We start from the raw sequence: 16804 nt of genomic DNA, 5'->3' as shown, positions 1-16804 counted from the left end.
GGGAAAACCAGGGGTACTATCTGCACACACGACCGCGCATGCGCCCCACTGGTGTTCGGTTATGCCCCACGGCGCGCGCAGCGCCGCCGGATGTGCGAGTGCCTTGTCACTTTGTTTGGTGGTGCGAAATGACGGATGCCCCTATACCATTCCCCCTAAACGGCTGTTTGCGGACTGCGTCACACTGGCGGTGTGAGCGGTTTTCTTTGCCTACTTTCTTTGCCGCCGCAAAGAAAGTAGGTGCCGCCCCGCACAGGGGCAACCCTGGCAAACCGACACGAACACAAGGAAACGCGCAAAAAGCCACGCACACAAGAGCAAACCCGCAAAAGCACCCCACAGAACTTCACGCCAGCGTACGCGCAACCAACTCCCCAATAGCTTCCACCAGCGGCGCAACCACATCGGCCCGCTCCCGCGGCCAGATCGCATAGAGGTTATAGTGCGTAGGCAACTCGACCTCATTGAGCACGACGATACGCCCCGCACGCCGCGCATCGGCAGCAAGCAAGCCACGCGCAAGCCCCGCACCCAACCCCGATCCCAGCGCGGCCACCAGCCCCGCCGCATTATCCAGCACCGCAACCGTATCGGGTTCCACCCCAGCCAGCCCGGCTTCTTCTAACCAGGGTATCCACGAACGCTTGGTGTAACCGAGCAGCGGCAGCGACAACACCTGCTCGGGCGCGAGCGGCAGCGTCAGCCCGTGGCGCTCGAGCAGCGCAGGCGCGGCCATGGCCGCGAGCCGGTCGTGGCACACGAGCACGCTGTCCACGCCTTCCCATTCCCCATACCCGTAGCGCAGCGCGAGATCGACGTGCTCGAACGCAAACCGGTCGTAGCGCGGCGCGGAAAGCACGGTGAGCGACACGCCCGCGAGCGCGTCCACGAGCGCGGGCAAACGCGAGGGAAACCATCCCTGCATGAGCTCGGGATCGACGTCGAGCGTGATGGAAGGCCCGGCGGGCCGGCCCTTGACGGTCGAGATCGCGCGGTCGATCTGCTCCAGACCGTCCGAGAGCTGATTGGCGAACAGCGTGCCCGCGTCGGTGAGCGTGACGCGGCCGCCCACGCGCGCGAACAGCGGCTGGCCGATGAAGTCTTCGAGCGAGCGGATCTGCTGGCTGATCGCGCTGTGCGTGAGCGCGAGCTGGCGCGCGGCGCTCGAAAAGCTGCCGACCCGCGCCGCCTGCAAGAAGGCCTGCATCGACTGGATCGAGGGGTAGCGCTTGAGCATGTGTTAGTCCGGCTTACAGGGGATCGACGAAATGATCGCTGGCACCGCGCACGCCGGCTTCCAATAATGCAGACGTGCTGCGGACGCGCTTGTGCGTTGGTTTCTCTTGCGTTTGCGAAGTGAGTGCCGCAGCCGGAACAATACGGGAGACAGCGCGTGATTGCGATTGTGGTGAACGATACCCGGCATACGATCGACGATGTGCCGGACGACATGCCCTTGCTCTGGGTGCTGCGCGACCGCCTCAAGCTCACCGGCACGAAATTCGGCTGCGGCAAGGGCTTGTGCGGCGCGTGCACGGTGCATCTCGAAGGCGAGGCGGTGCGCTCATGTGTGCTGCCCGCCGTTGCCGCGAACGGACGGCGCATCACGACTATCGAAGGTCTTTCGCACGACGGGCGCCATCCGCTGCAACTCGCGTGGATCGCCGAGGACGTGCCGCAATGCGGCTACTGCCAGTCGGGCCAGTTGATGCAGGCGGCGGCGCTGCTCGCGCACGGCGGCACGCCCGACGACGCCACCATCGTCTCGACGATGTCGGGCAACGTGTGCCGCTGCGGCACCTATGGGCGCATTCATCGCGCGATCAAGCGCGCTGCGTCGGGCGATCCCGCGCTGAATGCTGTGTCCACCGCCACGCCGGGCGCCGCCGGCAAGGAGGCCTGAATGCGCCACGATCGTTCGGCCGCTACTCGCGATCAGCACGGCGCGGCGCGCCGCCGTTTCCTGAAGCAGGGCTCAGCGCTGCTGGCCTCCGGTCTCGCGGTGGGCTTCGTGCTGCCCGAGGCCCACGCCGCCGCTTCCGCCTCAGCGAGTTCGACGGGCAGCGGCGATCCGCACCCGCAGCCCGGCGAATTCGAGCCCAACGCGTGGGTGCGCGTGCTGCCCGACGACACGGTCAAGCTCGTGGTCCACAAGCACGATTCGGGCACGGGCACCTACACGGCGCTCGCGGCGGTGGTGGCCGAGGATCTCGACGTCGACCCATTTCGCGTGGAAGTCATCACGCCCGAGGACCCGTTCTTCCCGCAATACATTCACCCGCTCTGGAAGGTGTTTTCGACGGGTGGCAGCACGAGCGTCGCGCTCGAATACGAGCGCCTGCGCCGCGCGGGCGCGACGGCGCGCGCGATGCTGATCGAGGCCGCCGCGCACGAGTGGGCCGTGCCGGCCTCGGCCTGCGCGACCGATAACGGCTACGTGATCCACGCCGCGAGCGCGCGCCGCGCGAGCTATGGGTCGCTGGCCGCGCGCGCGGCAAAGCTGCCCGCGCCGAAGGACGTCGCGCTCAAGCCGCCCAGCGAGTTCAAGTACGTGGGCAAGCTGCGCAAGAAGCGCGACGCCGCGCAGAAGACCACCGGCAGCTTTCCGTACAGCATCGACGTCTCGCTGCCCGGCATGCGCGTGGCCGTGGTCACGCGCGCGCCCATGATCGATGGCCGCGTGCGCAGCGTCGATTCGAGGGCCGCGCTCGCGATTCCCGGCGTGCGCGAAGTGCTGCAGATTCCCGCGCGGCCCGACGTGCTCGGTGGCAATCAGGCGGGTGTGGCCGTGCTCGCGGACGACTACTGGTCCGCTCATCGCGGCCAGGCGGCGCTGCATATCGAGTGGGAGGACAGCCCCTTCGAGATGTTCGACAGCAGCACGCTCGCGGCGCGCCAGGCCGCGTGGCTCGACGACCCCGCCGCGCGCGTGGTGCCGACGATCCAGGACGGCGACGCCAGCGTGGTCCACGCGGCCGGCTCGCAGACGATCGAGGGTTCGTACTCGATGCCCTACAAGGCCGCGAATCCGATGGAGCCGATCAACGTGACCGCCTGGGCCAGAAACGGCGGCATCGAATACTGGGGCGGATTGCAGGTGCCGTCGACCGCGCTGGAGGCCGCTGACGTTATCGGTAGTATTCCTGAGCATCGCGTGACGTTGCACGAGCTCGTGTCGGGCGGCAGCTTCGGCGCGCGCGAATCGAAGTACTGGCTCTTCGAGGTGACATGGCTCGCGCTCAAAACGGGCAAGCCCGTCAAGCTGATGAACAGCCGCGAGGACGAGATGCGCGCGCTGTTCTATCACTCGGCGAGCCATCATCGCGCGCGAGCAGTCATCGATGCTCAGGGCCAACTCGCTTCACTGGAGTTGCGCGCGGTGGCGCCGGCCTCGCCCGAGCAATGGGAGCCCGGCTACCTCGAACGCACGGACCGCATGGATTACAGCACGACCGAGGCTATCACGAAGTGGGAGTTCGCCTATAGCGCGCCGCATCGCGACATCGGCTGGGTGCGTCACGAGACGGGGGTGCCCACGGGCTGGTATCGCGCGGTGAGCTACATCCCGAACGTGTTCGCCGTGGAGTCGATCATGGACGAGGCCGCGCACGCCGCGCGCAGCGATCCGCTGGAGTTTCGCGTCGCGCACATGCGCGAGCGAGCGCGCCACGTCGCAGTGCTGCGGGAAGCGGCGCAGCGGGCCGGCTGGGGCAGCGCGTTGCCGGCGAGCACCGCGCTCGGCATCTCGACCAATCAGGCTTACGACAGCTATATCGCCGTGATCGCGCGCGTGACGCGCAAGGGCGACGCCGTGGTCGTCGAGAAGCTCACCTGTGTGGCCGATTGCGGCCTCGCGGTGTCGCCGGCCGGCGTCGAGGAACAGCTCTATGGCGGCCTGATGTGGGGGCTCGGCCATGCCACGCGCGACCGCATCGACATTCGCAACGGCCGCGTGCAGCAGAGCAACTTCGACACCTACCCCGTGATCCGGATGAGCGACATGCCCGAGATCGACATTCATATCGTGCAGGGCGATGTGAGCAAGCCGGGCGGGGTCGGGGAACTGGCGAGTCCGTCGGTTGCGCCGGCCATTGCCAATGCGGTGTTCCGCTTGACGGGCACGCGTTTGCGCGAGACGCCGTTCGATCTGCAGATACGGGCTTAGCGGGGCTGCGCGCCCGATCGGGCGTTCGTGAAAAGCGATTTCCTGATAATGGCGTGCACGCCCCAGTTGCCGTTGACCACCTGCGTGATGCCGAAGTCGACGGCCACGGAAATGAGCGTCACGGCCTCGTCCTCGCTGAGGCCCTTGACGGACATGAGAAACCGGCGGGCCTTGCGAAAGGCGTCGCGCATGGCTTCGTCCAGCGTCGATTTCATGTAGATGTGACTCTGCGCCTTCTGCCCGAATTCGGCTAAATGATTCGGAGAACTGAATCCATGAAGAATCCACTCGTGCGCGGTCTCAACGAGTGGGTAGCTCAGATCGCAGAACGGCGCGCCGGGATCGATCTCGCCGCTCTTGTGCAGAATCAGCTGAAAGTCGCCCGTTAGCGAGCACTCGATGGCGGTGCCGCATAGCTCGGAATCGCCCTGGGAGGCGTGCGGATCGCCGATCGAGAACAACGCGCCGGGCACGGCGACCCTGAGAAAGACGCTGGCTCCGCGCGTTACGCGCCAGTTGTCCAGATTGCCCGCGAAACTCGAAGGCGGGATGGAGTCGATCAATCCGCCCTGCGCGGGCGCCACGGCGATCACGCCAAAATGTGGGCGTACCGGAATTTCGATGCCGCTCAAGACCTCGTGATTCTTGACGATGGTGGCATGGTCCACGGGAACGCCGGGATAGTCGATGGTCGGATGCAGCACGCCAAACGGATCGCGCTGCGGCGTCCAGCGGAAGTTGTAGAGCGCGCGCGCCTTGCCGTCAGCGTGCTCGCAGTCGATCTCGAAGAGTGTCACGACCTCTCGCTCGCGCGGCTCGGTGAGCAGGTCGCGGTAATGGAAGCCCCACCATGTTGCGGCGTTGCTGCCGAAAGCCTTGCCGTGGAAACAGGGGTTCGCGCTCGGCCGTGGACGAATGTCGAGGATCCTCACTTCGAGCACGTCGCCGGGCATGGCGTCGCGCACAGCTATCGGCCCCGTACAAATATGGACTCCGAATCCTTCGCCGGCGCCGCGCCCATAGATCGAGGCATCGAGCGGGCCCGCGCCGCGCCGGTCCACGTTCTTGTGTTCGGCGGTCCAGTGAAACACGCTTTGCGCACCGGCATCGCCTTCGATCATGCGCGCCCAGTCGTCCGAAGCATGCTGCGTGAGCGTTTCGATCGTCACCTTGTCGCCCGATTCGACTTCGAGCACCGGCGGCAAGTCGCGGCTCAGATAACCCCAATGCACGGTCTTGTCGGTCGCGCGCAACTGGTGATGACGACGCCCGAAACTGTCCGTGGCGTGGCCCCAGCGCGAAACGTTGTGGGGATTGCCGGGTTTTATATGGCGCGCCGCGCCGTCGTTGGCCGGGGGCTGCTCGCGCGCGACGGGCTGCATCCGCACGTGCTCGGGCTGGCCGCGCGAGATGCGTTGCGCGACGACTTTGGCCGGCGCGGGCATCATCTGGTCGCGATACGCACTGGGCGAGATGCCGAACTGCTGGCGAAACGCATGGCTGAACCACGAGGGGTCGTTAAAGCCCCATCGATAGCAGATGTCGGAGACCGAGAGCTTGCCGTAGAGCGGATTGGCCAGATCGGTGCGGCACCGTTCGAGCCGACGCGTGCGCAGATAGCTCGAAAAGCTCGTGCCCGACTTCTCGAACAGCTTTTGCAGGTAGCGCGCGGAAACATGCTCGTCCGCGGCGATGGCGGCGACGCACAAGCCAGGCTCGGCGAGTCGCGCGTCGACGCGCTCGCAGATGCGCGCAAAGATGGCCGTGCGCGATTGCGTGAGCCCCGCGAGATCGGGCGGCTGGCTGGTGATCAATGCGGTGGCGAGAAATTCGGTGATCGTGCTGTCGATGGGCTGCAACGCCTTGGGATCGGCGGACACCACGGTTTCGAAGGTGTCGGCGGCCGCGCAAAGCATCCGCGCGAACAGCAGTCCCGCATCGCCCGCGAGCCTGATCGTGTCGACGGGCAGCGGAGCGGCGACCCGCGCGGCGAGCAGCGCGGGACCGATATGCACGGTGAGCAGGCGAAACGCGGTGGCGAACGACAGCTCGGCATGCGTGCACGCGGGCACGCAGACGATTTCATTCGCGCACAAGCGCTCGCTCGATCCCGTGGCGGCGAGCCCGGCCTCGCCTTCGAGGAGCATGAGGAGCACGAGGCCGCGGTCCTTGCCCGCGGCCACCGCGAGCGATTGCGGTACCGAGGAGATGCAGGCGAGCTCGATGCCCGCGCTCGTGGTTCTGGACTGCACCGTGCCATGCAGCGCGTGATCGGCGCCCAGGTTTTGACAGCCTAGTCGCGCGACCGTGAGCTCCGCGCGCCAGGCGGCGGCACGGCTGGCTTGCGGCCACGCTTCGGTGGAAAAGTGCGATTGGCGCAAGGCCGGTCTCCCTGGCATCTGCGTGCAGCGATCGACGCGGTAATCAACGCGGCAATCGACGCAGTAATCGAAAAGGCGGACCCTGCGGTCCGCCCGACATCCATCTCGCCCAGGCGAGCAGCCGCTCCGGCGGCTAACCGAAATGCAACTGCCCGCGCATGGCCGCCACGAGGACGAAGCCCGCGAACGTGCCGACGATGGCGAAGATCCCGCCCAGCACATTGGGCGCAGGGATCGGCGCGCGTACCGCAGTGTAAACAACGCCCGTCACGAGGCCAACGGCTGCGGCCTGAATTTCCGTTTGACCCAGCATGATTTCAACCATGTCATTCCCCTTTCTCATGAATCGGCCGCGATCGAGCGGCTCTGTGGCGGACGACCGAAACTGACGCTCCTGCGCCACGCATTCACGATCAGATAGCCGAGATAGGTGAAGAGAATGGCGCAAATGCCCCCTGTCACGTTGGGCGCAGGAATGGGCAGATTCAGCCAGGAATACAGCGTGCCGGTGACGAGACCGACGACGAGCGCAACCACTTCGTTACGCCCCACGTAGACATAGTGCATGTGAGCTCCTCTCGCTTTTACGTGTACGGTGCGCTGCCCGTTAGCCCTTGGCTTTGGGCGGAAATATCGAGCGTTGCATGGTGCAGTGAATGCCCTGGGTGCCGTCGACGACCTGCGTCACGCCGAAGTCCGCCGACACGCTCATGAGCGAATAGGCGTCGTCGCGCGAGAGACCTTGCTGCTCGGTCAGCAAGTGGATCATGTCGCGCGCCGCATTCTTGCCGGCTTCGTCGAGATCTTCGTGAAAGCCATGAACGACCCAGCAGTCCGGCGTTTCGAGCAGCGGCGAGGGGAAGTGGAAATCCTTTCTTAGCACTACCTGGAAAAGCACGTTCAACGACGCCTCGATGGCCGTGCCGCTGATTTCGCCATCGCCCTGCGAGATGTGCGGGTCGCCAATCGAGAACAGCGCGCCGTCCACGGCGACCGGGTAGTACATGGTGGCGCCCGCGCCAATGCGCCAGTTGTCGATATTGCCGCCATGCAGGCCGGGCTCCACGGTCGAGACGCGGCCCGGGGCGTCGGGCGCCACGCCCGCGGTGCCCAGATGGGGGCGAACCGGCACGCGCACACCGGCGAGCGCCGGCTGGCGGCAGCATTCGCGTTGATCGACGACCTTGCCGGGAATCGTCAGCTTGCCCGGATAGTCGAAGGCGTAGAGCGCATGCGCGGTGTTCGACGCGTTGTCGAGTTCGTAGATGGTGATGCGCTCCTTGTCGAACTCGCGGTACAGCTGGCCCCAGTGCGCGGCGGCGTTGGCGCCGTAGCGAAAGCGCGGAATCATCTGCAGATAGCGGACTTCGAGCATGTCGCCGGGCCTGGCGTCCTCGATATAGATGGGGCCGGTCATGATGTGCACGCCGGGATTGCGGTCCTCGTGCGGGATCGTCTCGTAGATGGCGCGCACCGCGTCGTCCATCATCAGGTCCGGCGCATCTCCGGCGTGGTGCGTGACGGCCTCCGCGCGGATGATGTCGCCGCTTTTCACGGTCAAGGCCGGCGCTTTGGCAGCGTCGAAATAGCCCCAATGAACCGTCTCGGGCCGGGCGGGCAGATCATGCAGCATGATGTCTCCTTGATTGATGGACAGCCGCGCCCGCCAGCCGGTCATGGCTGACCGGTTGCGCCTGAAGCAGGGGAACGGCGATGTCTGATGCTGATGAAAGGGCACCTCATCGATCGTGGCCATCCATGACTCGTGGGAATGGCCCGGTGCCCCGCCGCACGACGTCACGGACGTCACGTTGCGCGGTGATTCGATATTAGGTATTTCATATTCGTGCGAGCTAGGGCGATCTGCACCAATCGCTTGTGTTGTCGCGAACTAGCGTAAACCCGCTGGAAATGGGGGATTGCGGCCCTTTGAGGGAGAGTGTCGCGAAATCGGAGCGTGCGGTGGTCGTCGGTAATTTCGTTGGAATCCAAATCAATTTCGCCGCCTTTGCCGCCATCAGCATCACGATGACGGTGGGCACCGTGCGGCTTCAATCCGTGCCCTGGCCGTGTTCGTGCCGACGGCGGGCGCGGCGGTCGTGATCGCGCTGGTGCCGGGCGGCATGGCAGGCCGTGCCGCGGACGGCCCCGCGATCCCGCTAAAGTTTGCCCGGCCGCTGCCGTCAATCAGGGTTATGGCGTGCGAATCTCCGAAACATCCCGAGAACCATTCGATCTGGGCCGAAGCGCGGGCGCTGGAGGCCAGCATTCGCGCGATCAGAAGGGCGCAGGGCAAGAAGAATCCCGAGGATTTTCCGCCGCATAGCGCCGAATGCCTCGCCGCCATGAATGAATTCGTGCGCGATGTCTGCCGCGTGCTCGAAATCGATCCCGACACGCTCGGAGACGATGACGAGGATGCCGACGATAGCGGCCCGCGCGACGCGGGCACGCCCGGATAAAGTTCGGCGCGGTCCATCCCATCAGGCGGCCCGGCTGGCGTTCTCTTCGCCCACAAGACGCTCGACCGATGCGGGCGTGAGCCCAAGTTCGCGCTTTAGCGCGCCCCAGCCGTCCGGCGTGACCTGAACGGCTCGCGAGGACGCCGAGCGCCGCAACCAGCCCCTCGAGCACAGCAGGCTCATGAACGCCACCCCAAGCGGGCCGGCCAGGTGATGCTGGCGCTCCGTCCAGTCGAGGCATTGCCGCGCGATGCCGTGGCGCCCCGGCTTGAGCGCCGCGACATCGAGCCCCAGATCGGCGAACCAGGCCGCGCCGGCTGGCGTGACCTGGAGCCTGCGCTCGGGGCCCGGCGCGAGATAGCCGCGCGCCATCAGGCTTTGCGTGACGGCCACGCCAATCTGGCCGGCGAGGTGATCGTAGCAACAGCGCGCAAAACGCAGCATTTGCGCTTCGCGGCCCAGCGGCTTGCGACGCACGCTGCGGCTCGCGCTGATCGAAGCGAGCCCTTCCAGCACCTCGGCAATGCGCGGGTTCGCGAGCCGGTAATAGCGGTGACGCCCTTCCTTTTCGACCGCGAGAAGACCGCCATCCAGCAGCTTCGCGAGATGGCTGCTGGCCGTCTGCGCCGTCACGCCGGCGGCGAACGCCAGTTCGCCCGCCGGCCGTGCGCGGCCGTCGGCCAGCGCCATCAGCATGGCGGCGCGCGCGGCGTCGGCGATCAGGAATGCGGTGGAAGACAGATTGGGTGGATTGCTCATCGTGGCCCCCGAGACTCGACGCCAGCATAGCGTCAATCGGCCCGCGCATGCTTCGACAGGCATCGAAGCATCGAGCCTGCGCGATCTTCGATACTGGTGTGGGACGCGGCCACCGAGGCCGACGAACCATCGCAAAGGGAGCGCGCGTGGACAGACGCATGAACGACCGCCTTGCCGGCGCTATCGTTGGCACCGTGCAGCAGCGCCGGGTCTTGCTGGCGACGAGCTTGAGCTACGTGATCGTCATTCTCGACACATCGATCGTCAATCTCGCACTCGAGCGCATGGGCCGCGATCTCGCGGGCGGCCTGGCCGGCTTGCAATGGGTCTTGAACGCCTACACGCTGAGCTTCGCGAGTCTCCTGTTGACGGGCGGCACGCTGGGCGACCGGCTGGGCGCGCGCAATGTCTATATCGCGGGCCTCGCGTGCTTCACCGTGGCTTCGGCGCTGTGCGCGTGCGCGCCCAGCCTGCCGGTGCTCGTCGCGGCGCGCAGCTTGCAGGGCGGGGGAGCTGCGCTGCTGGTGCCCGCGTCCATGACGCTCATCAGCCATAGCTGGACCGGTTCGCGCGAACGGGCGGCGGTGTTCGGCTTGTGGGCGGGGTTGGGCGGTATCGCCATGGCGTCGGGGCCGCTGCTCGGCGGCATACTCGTCGGTCTCAGCGGCTGGCGCAGCATCTTTCTCGCGAATGTGCCGATCTGCATGGCGGCCATGGTCATGGCCTTGCGCGTGGCGCACGCCGCCCCTCGCATGTCCGCAGCCGCCGAGCGCAAGTTCGATTTCGCAGGCCAGGCCGCGGGCATCGCGGCGCTCGCACTGCTCAACATGCTGGTCATCGACGTGCCCGCCTACGGCTGGCAGCCGCTGATTGCCGCCGGCGCGCTCGCGGCCGGCGTGATTTTCGTCGTCATAGAAACGTTGCGCACGCAACCGATGTTGCCGATGAGCCTGTTTCGTCTGCCGGTGTTTGCGGGGGGCGTTTTCGTGTCGATGGTGTCGGCGTGCACATTCTACGGACTGCTATTCGAACTGAGCCTGCTGTTGCAGCGGCAACAGGGCTATACGCCGATGGCGGCGGGCCTCGCGTTCCTGCCGCTGACGCTGCCGGTCCCGGTGGGCAGCCTGCTGTCGAAGCGCGCGATCGGCCGGCTCGGGGCGAGGCGCCTCGTGGCCGGTGCCTGCCTGCTGTCCGCCGCAGGCTTTCTCGGCCTCGCGGGCATGGGCGCTGCGAGCCAATACTGGCTGCTTGCACTGCCATTGCCGGCGATCGGCCTGGCGGCGAGCCTCATCACGCCGGCGACCACCGCTACGCTCATGTCGGCGGTGGACGACCGGCGCGCCGGCATCGCGGCCGGCGTGCTGAACGCGGCGCGCCAGGTTGGCGCGGCGCTCGGGGTGGCACTGTGCGGAACGCTCGTTACCGCAAACCATGCGATTGCCTGGGGCATGCACTGGAGCGCCATGGCGGCAGGCGCGCTGTCGATTGCCGCTGCTCTGGTCTGGTGGCACGCAGGCCGGACGATTTTCGCCGCGACAGAACATCGTCCAATGAATCGGATGACTAATGATTGATGAGGCGTTTAAAAAGCGCGGGAAAATTGCACGGCGAAGTCTTCGTTTAGCACAGAAACGCTCCTTGCCCCCGATGCGAAAGGGGAGGCACCAGATCCGCCACGCTGGCTGACTCGCCGGTCGATCTTCGCGGCGAAGTAGTCCATATTCAAAATGAATTTTTTGGCCACTGCTGCGCGTCCGGCGCCAATCATCAGATGATTGGCGCGATCCTTCGCTTTTCCAAAGTGATCAGTCCTCCTTGACAAAGCGCGCCGCCTCCAGGTGTCCAGGCGGGCGAACAGATTCTGTCAAGCAGCGGATAGCGACCCGTCTTTACCGTGCACAGCTGCGCACCGGTGGTATTTACCGACACGGACCTGCGATACGATACGTCTTCGCCGCGACAGCGCGATGATGCCTGGATTCCGGGCTTCAATATTGTTTCATTTGTCTTTCATTTTTATTCGTCGTCCTTTCCACCAGGCCCGTTCCCATGCTCAGCCCCCTCGCGTTATTCGCGATCTTGATCGTGTCCTGCACGATGAGCGTGGCCATCCTGGGTTCGCTGCGGCGCACGGCGGTGCCGGGCGTTGGCCGCTGGTGCATGGCTTATGCGCTGTTGGCCGTGGTTTCGGCGGCCGTGTTGCTCGTCGGCGACCGGCCGCGCCCGCTTGCCGTGATCACGATCTCGTTCACCACGATCGCGGCGGTGACGCTGCTCCTGCAGGGGACGCGTCAATTCTTCGGCATGAAGCCCACGCGCAGCGCGGAGCTGGTGGCGTTCGCCGCGGCGTTCGCTGCGCTGGTGTACTTCACGTTCATCTCGCCCAACATCGGGGCGAGGGTCGTTTGCCTGTCCGTCGTGCTGGCCTATGGACGCATCGTCGTGGGCATGCTGGCGCTGCGTCACGCGCACCATGACGGCGCGCGCTATGCCTCGCGATTCGTCGCGCTGGCCGCGTGGCTGGGCGCGTTGAGCCATCTCGCGCGCGCCGTGGCGGTGGCCACCGGCGCGGTGCAGGCGGTCACGTTCGTGCAGCCCTCGCTCTGGAATATCGTGCTGCTCGGCCTCGCGATCGTTTCGTCGCCCTGCATGTCGATCGGCATGGTCATGCTCGCGCACGATCAACTGGTTCGAAGAATGGAGCGGCTCGCGACCATCGACGAGCTCACGGGCGCACTCATGCGCCGCGCATTCATGGAGAAAGCGGGGGTGCTGCTTGCCGAGGCGCGGGCCACGGGCAAGGCGCTCTCCATCGCGATTCTCGACATCGACAACTTCAAGGTCATCAACGACAGCTTCGGTCACGCCGTGGGCGATCGAACGCTGACGCACATCGGCGTGGTGGTGCAGGGCCAGTTGCGCGTGGGCGATCTGTTCGGGCGCCTCGGCGGCGAGGAGTTCGCCATCGTTTTCGCCGACACCCGCAAGAGCGAGGCCGTGGGGCTGATGAATACGCTGCGGCTCGCGCTGGAGCAATGGCCCGACGACGGCGTGCGCTGCACGTTCAGCGCCGGCGTCGACCGGGTCGCGCCGGGCGACACGCTGGAGGGCGCCATGGCGCGCGCCGACGCCGCGCTCTACATGGCGAAGGCGATGGGACGCAATCGCGTCGTCACGGCCTCGGAAGCCGACGCGCCGGGCATTGCGGCGCCGGGTTGAGCGCGGAAGGCCGAGCGTTCACCTGAAAACGCCGGTACGCTGCGTGGCTTCCGGCAGTTGCCGCGTTTCGCGCACCGAACGCGGATGCCACAGACGCGCCCCGCCTTCGATACCGCGGTCGTTGGGCACCGTCGCCACGTTCGGCGGCAGCGCGAAGCTGAGCCGCGCCGCGTTGCCGCCGCCGATCCAGAGCTTGTCGTAATGCACGAGCGATTCGAGGATGCCGATGATCTTCTCGACGCGCTTGTTCCAGCGTTTGTTGCCGGCCTTGCGGCGCGCGGCGTCGCCGATATATTCGTCGTACGCGTGCTTCTTGCTGACCGGATGATGAGCGAGCTCGAGATGGGGCATCAGCTCGCCGTCGCGGAACAGCGCCGTGCCCGCGCCCGTGCCGAGCGTCAGCACGAATTCGAGGCCGTTGCCTTCGATGGCGGCGAAGCCCTGCATTTCCGCATCGTTGATCATGCGCACCGAAGGGTTGCCCAGACGCTCGCCGAGCATCTGCGCGAGCGGCACGTTGTTCCAGCCTTCCACGCCGATGTGCGGCGCCGTGATCACGTGGTTCTCGCGCACGACACCGGGAAAGCCGATCGAGACGTGCGTGGGTCGATACTGCTCGACCAGCGGCTTGACGAGCGTATCGAGCGTGTCGACGAGTAGCTCCGGCGTGCACGGATGCGGTGTCTCTACGCGCACGCGCTCGCTGCGCATCGTGCCGTCCGCGTCGACGATCGCCGCCTTCAGGCCGGTGCCGCCTATGTCGATGGCGAGAATGTTTTCGATGTTCTTCGGCGAGGCGGCCGTGATTTTCCGGCTCGCCTTTTTCGTCGCGGCTTTCGTGGGGGGGGTTGTGCCTGCCTTCGTGCTGGCTTTCACGCCTGCTTTGGTGCTCTTAACCACGTTGTTTGTTCTGGCCACTCGATCCTCCGTTGATCGTCCGTGCAGTGCGATATCGTTCGCGGCGTTGTTGCTTTAGTTCGCCGCGCTCAGCTTTTCTTTGTTTCGTCCGACGTGAGCGGGCGCCATGCGCGGCCATCGCGCGCGAGTAACGCTTGCGCTTCGGCCGGGCCTTCGCTGCCCGCCGCATAATCATGCACGCTTACGGCCGCGCCGTTCTGCGGATGCAGCACGCCGTCCACGGCGCCCCACGCCGCTTCAATGCTGTCCGCGCGTTGAAACAGCGTCTGGTCGCCGAGCATGCAGTCATAGAGCAGCGTTTCATAACCGATGTTCGCGTGCTCCGTGAAGAACGCATCGTAATCGAACGACGAATGCACTGCGCCGATCTGCATGACCGGTCCAGGCGTTTTCACATTGAAATCGAAGCTCGTGCCGTGCGAAGGATCGATGCGCAGCGTGAGCACGTTGGGCATCAGCGTATCGACGGGCGTGTCGCGAAACAGCAGAAACGGCACGCGCCTGAGCTGCACCGAAATCTCGGTCTGCCGCGCGGCCAGCCGCTTGCCGGTGCGCAGATAAAACGGCACGCCGGCCCAGCGCCAGTTGTCGATCTGCACGCGCGCGGCGGCGTAGGTTTCGGTCGTGCTGTCCTTCGCGACATCGGGCTCGTCGCGGTAGGCCGCGCCCGCCGCTCCCTTGCCATATTGTCCGAACACCACGTCGTCGGGCGTGAGCGGCTTGATCGCGTCGAAGACCTCGGCCTTCTTGTTGCGCACCGCTTCGGCGTCGAACGAATTGGGCGGCTCCATCGCCACCATGCAGAGCAACTGGAACAGATGGTTCGGCACCATGTCGCGGAACGCGCCGGTCTGCTCGTAGAAGCGCCCGCGGCCTTCCACGCCGATCACCTCCGATGCCGTGATCTGCACGCTGTCGATGTACTCGCGGCGCCAGATGGGTTCGAACAGCGCGTTGGCGAAACGGATCGCAAGGATGCTTTGCACCGTGTCCTTGCCGAGAAAATGGTCGATGCGATAGATCTGCGATTCGTCCGCGAAGCTCAGGATGTGCTGGTTCAGATCGCGCGCCGAGGCCAGATCGGCGCCAAACGGCTTTTCGATCACGACGCGGCGGAACGCTCCGTTGCCATCGGCGTCCTGCTTGAGCAGGCCGGCTTTGCCGAGGCGCTCGACGATCGGCTTGAAGAAGCGCGCGCCGACCGCGAGGTAGAACACCACGTTGCCTTGCGCGTTGTTGCCGAGCTGCTGCGCGAGGCGCTGATAAACGTCGTCGTCCTCGAATTCGCCGGGCAGGTATTGCAGACGCTGCGCGATCGAGTTCCATGCGTTCTCGTCGAGCTTGCCGGCATGAAAGGTACTGGCCTTGTCGGCAGCGAACTTCTGCAGGGCGCCGTGCAGATCGTCGCTCCATTGCCGGGTTTCGATCTCGCCATGATTGACGCCGATGATCTTCATGCTCGCGTCGAGCAGGCCATCGACGGCGAGGTTGTACAGCGCCGGCATCAGCAGGCGCTGGGTGAGGTCGCCGCGCGCGCCGAAGATCACGAGCGTGCAGGGCGGCGCCGGATGCTTGCCGGCCGCCGAGGCGGGCGCGCCATGCGGATGCGAGGCCAGCCTGGCGCTGGCGGCGGTGGCGGAGGAGGTGGGCTGCTGAGTGGTCGACATGATTTCGCTTCAAGGGTTCGGAATCACTCCAGTGAGCAAGAGCGATACCTTGAATGACCACGGCTGAGGGCTCGCAGTTCCATTTGCCGCCTCAGCGCGCTTGCCGCGCGCCTTTGCACCGCCGATGAAGGTTTTTTGTAATCTGCGCTGGCTGTTAAGTCAGGGTTAAGCCTGGGTTGAATAGAATTCGACGGTATTCATTCAGAGTGCTTTCACTCAGGAGACTGCCCATGATTTCCACTGCGAGAGATGCAGTAGAGCACGCGTTCAGCAAAGTCCCCGAGCTCACGCTCGGCTTCTGGATCATCAAGATTGCCGCCACCACGCTCGGCGAGACCGGGGGCGACTGGGTCACGATGTCGTTGAATCTCGGCTATCTCGTCGGCACGCTGATCTTCTTCGCGGCCTTCGTCGTGCTGGTCTCGGCCCAGGTTCGCGCGCGGCGCTTCCATGCGTACCTGTACTGGGCCACGATCGTTGCGACCACCACCTTGGGCACGACGCTGGCCGACTTCTGCGACCGCTCGCTCGGGGTGGGCTATCCGGGCGGCGTGTCGATCATCGTGGTCCTGCTCGTCGCGAGCCTGGCAATCTGGTATCGCGTGGAAGGGACGGTCTCGATCGAGAGCGTCGCCACGGTGCGCGTGGAATGGTTCTACTGGACCACGATTCTGTTCTCGCAGACGCTGGGCACGGCGCTCGGCGACTGGGTGGCCGGCGACGACCGCGGCGGCCTCGGGCTCGGCTACGAAATGGGCGCGGCGATCTTTGGCGCGGGGCTCGTGGTGGTGGGTCTGCTCTGGCTGTCGCGCCGCGTTTCGCGCACGGCGCTTTTCTGGGCCGCATTCGTGCTGACGCGTCCGCTCGGCGCGACGCTGGGCGACCTGCTCGACAAGCCGATCGCTCAGGGCGGCCTGGAGTTCAGCCGGTTCTACGCCTCGGGCATTTTGTTCGCGTTTATCGTCGTGTGCATCATGCTGATTCCGCAACGCGCGGCGCGGCGGACGTTGGCGGTGTGACGGACGGGTTCGCGGCCGCGGCCGCGCGGCAATTCCGTCCGTATTGAGGAACGGCCCGGCGGGTCCGTGGAGCAGGACGCTGCTCGGGCGTGGGGTTCAGGCAGGCGTGCTCAGTGCAAGCATCGCCGCGAAAACGGTTAAGTGATCCTAACCATAGACGGGAAAGCGCCGCGTCAATTCAGCGACCTGCGCCTTCACACGCTCGATCGTCGCG

Annotated in this window: 14 protein-coding genes; 6 read left to right on the top strand and 8 right to left on the bottom strand. The window is 65.7% G+C overall.

The genetic code is table 11. The features are described from left to right. Positions 1-346: 346 nt before the first annotated feature. Positions 347-1237, bottom strand: coding sequence for a LysR substrate-binding domain-containing protein (locus tag U5775_RS37245; protein WP_322063136.1), 891 nt, complete (start codon positions 1235-1237; stop codon positions 347-349). A gap of 156 nt (positions 1238-1393) precedes the next feature. On the opposite strand from U5775_RS37245, the gene U5775_RS37240 reads away from it, so the two are divergent. Together U5775_RS37240 and U5775_RS37235 are read left to right on the top strand one after the other, a co-directional pair. Beyond that, entirely contained in the window at positions 1394-1903 is a 510-nt protein-coding gene (locus tag U5775_RS37240) for a (2Fe-2S)-binding protein (protein ID WP_322063135.1), read from the top strand. Beyond that, the gene (locus U5775_RS37235; protein ID WP_322063134.1) at positions 1904-4165 is read left to right on the top strand and encodes a xanthine dehydrogenase family protein molybdopterin-binding subunit; all 2262 of its coding nucleotides are present in this window, start codon (positions 1904-1906) and stop codon (positions 4163-4165) included. Here U5775_RS37235 and U5775_RS37230 read toward each other — a convergent pair. The 4 genes from U5775_RS37230 to U5775_RS37215 form a co-directional block, all read right to left on the bottom strand. Further along, on the bottom strand, positions 4162-6546 hold the full coding sequence (locus U5775_RS37230) for an acetamidase/formamidase family protein (RefSeq protein WP_322063133.1): 2385 nt from the start codon (positions 6544-6546) through the stop codon (positions 4162-4164). The two genes, U5775_RS37235 and U5775_RS37230, sit on opposite strands and share 4 nt — an antisense overlap. A 133-nt stretch (positions 6547-6679) precedes the next feature. Beyond that, positions 6680-6871: a XapX domain-containing protein gene (locus U5775_RS37225; RefSeq protein WP_035525667.1), complete on the bottom strand. Its 192-nt coding sequence runs from the start codon at positions 6869-6871 to the stop codon at positions 6680-6682. Positions 6872-6885: 14 nt separating this feature from the next. Next, positions 6886-7113 (bottom strand): DUF1427 family protein, encoded by a 228-nt coding sequence (locus U5775_RS37220; RefSeq protein WP_322063132.1) that lies wholly within the window; start codon positions 7111-7113, stop codon positions 6886-6888. 40 nt (positions 7114-7153) lie between these two features. Then, the gene (locus U5775_RS37215; protein WP_322063131.1) at positions 7154-8179 is read right to left on the bottom strand and encodes an acetamidase/formamidase family protein; all 1026 of its coding nucleotides are present in this window, start codon (positions 8177-8179) and stop codon (positions 7154-7156) included. A gap of 436 nt (positions 8180-8615) precedes the next feature. Here U5775_RS37215 and U5775_RS37210 point away from each other — a divergent pair, with 436 nt between their 5' ends. Then, complete coding sequence (locus tag U5775_RS37210) at positions 8616-9008, top strand: hypothetical protein (RefSeq protein WP_322063130.1); 393 nt, start codon at positions 8616-8618, stop codon at positions 9006-9008. A 21-nt stretch (positions 9009-9029) separates the two neighbouring features. Here U5775_RS37210 and U5775_RS37205 read toward each other — a convergent pair whose 3' ends face one another. After that, entirely contained in the window at positions 9030-9767 is a 738-nt protein-coding gene (locus U5775_RS37205; RefSeq protein WP_322063129.1) for a helix-turn-helix domain-containing protein, read from the bottom strand. A gap of 158 nt (positions 9768-9925) precedes the next feature. Between U5775_RS37205 and U5775_RS37200 the strand changes: the two genes are divergently transcribed. Continuing rightward, on the top strand, positions 9926-11341 hold the full coding sequence (locus U5775_RS37200; protein WP_322063128.1) for an MFS transporter: 1416 nt from the start codon (positions 9926-9928) through the stop codon (positions 11339-11341). 475 nt (positions 11342-11816) lie between these two features. Next, positions 11817-12986, top strand: a complete 1170-nt coding sequence (locus tag U5775_RS37195) for a GGDEF domain-containing protein (RefSeq protein ID WP_322063127.1) — start codon at positions 11817-11819, stop codon at positions 12984-12986. Between the two features lie 18 nt (positions 12987-13004). Here U5775_RS37195 and U5775_RS37190 read toward each other — a convergent pair whose 3' ends face one another. Together U5775_RS37190 and zwf are read right to left on the bottom strand one after the other, a co-directional pair. After that, complete coding sequence (locus U5775_RS37190) at positions 13005-13793, bottom strand: ROK family protein (protein WP_322063137.1); 789 nt, start codon at positions 13791-13793, stop codon at positions 13005-13007. Between the two features lie 179 nt (positions 13794-13972). After that, positions 13973-15571 (bottom strand): glucose-6-phosphate dehydrogenase, encoded by a 1599-nt coding sequence (gene zwf / locus U5775_RS37185; RefSeq protein WP_322063126.1) that lies wholly within the window; start codon positions 15569-15571, stop codon positions 13973-13975. A gap of 230 nt (positions 15572-15801) precedes the next feature. Between zwf and U5775_RS37180 the strand changes: the two genes are divergently transcribed. Next, positions 15802-16590 (top strand): hypothetical protein, encoded by a 789-nt coding sequence (locus U5775_RS37180; RefSeq protein WP_322063125.1) that lies wholly within the window; start codon positions 15802-15804, stop codon positions 16588-16590. The last annotated feature ends 214 nt before the right edge of the window (positions 16591-16804 follow it).

Source organism: Paraburkholderia sp. J63 (genome assembly GCF_905220245.1).
GTDB lineage: Bacteria > Pseudomonadota > Gammaproteobacteria > Burkholderiales > Burkholderiaceae > Paraburkholderia.
This window is presented reverse-complemented; position numbering and strand designations above follow the sequence as displayed.

Excerpts from the sequence above, each read along its gene's own strand:
- U5775_RS37245 (WP_322063136.1), bottom strand. The coding sequence starts at position 1,237 with ATGCTCAAGCGCTACCCCTCGATCCAGTCGATGCAGGCCTTCTTGCAG.
- U5775_RS37200 (WP_322063128.1), top strand. The coding sequence starts at position 9,926 with ATGAACGACCGCCTTGCCGGCGCTATCGTTGGCACCGTGCAGCAGCGC.
- U5775_RS37180 (WP_322063125.1), top strand. The coding sequence starts at position 15,802 with ATGATTTCCACTGCGAGAGATGCAGTAGAGCACGCGTTCAGCAAAGTC.
- U5775_RS37235 (WP_322063134.1), top strand. The coding sequence starts at position 1,904 with ATGCGCCACGATCGTTCGGCCGCTACTCGCGATCAGCACGGCGCGGCG.
- U5775_RS37195 (WP_322063127.1), top strand. The coding sequence starts at position 11,817 with ATGCTCAGCCCCCTCGCGTTATTCGCGATCTTGATCGTGTCCTGCACG.
- U5775_RS37215 (WP_322063131.1), bottom strand. The coding sequence starts at position 8,179 with ATGCTGCATGATCTGCCCGCCCGGCCCGAGACGGTTCATTGGGGCTAT.
- zwf (WP_322063126.1), bottom strand. The coding sequence starts at position 15,571 with ATGTCGACCACTCAGCAGCCCACCTCCTCCGCCACCGCCGCCAGCGCC.
- U5775_RS37205 (WP_322063129.1), bottom strand. The coding sequence starts at position 9,767 with ATGAGCAATCCACCCAATCTGTCTTCCACCGCATTCCTGATCGCCGAC.
- U5775_RS37220 (WP_322063132.1), bottom strand. The coding sequence starts at position 7,113 with ATGCACTATGTCTACGTGGGGCGTAACGAAGTGGTTGCGCTCGTCGTC.
- U5775_RS37225 (WP_035525667.1), bottom strand. The coding sequence starts at position 6,871 with ATGGTTGAAATCATGCTGGGTCAAACGGAAATTCAGGCCGCAGCCGTT.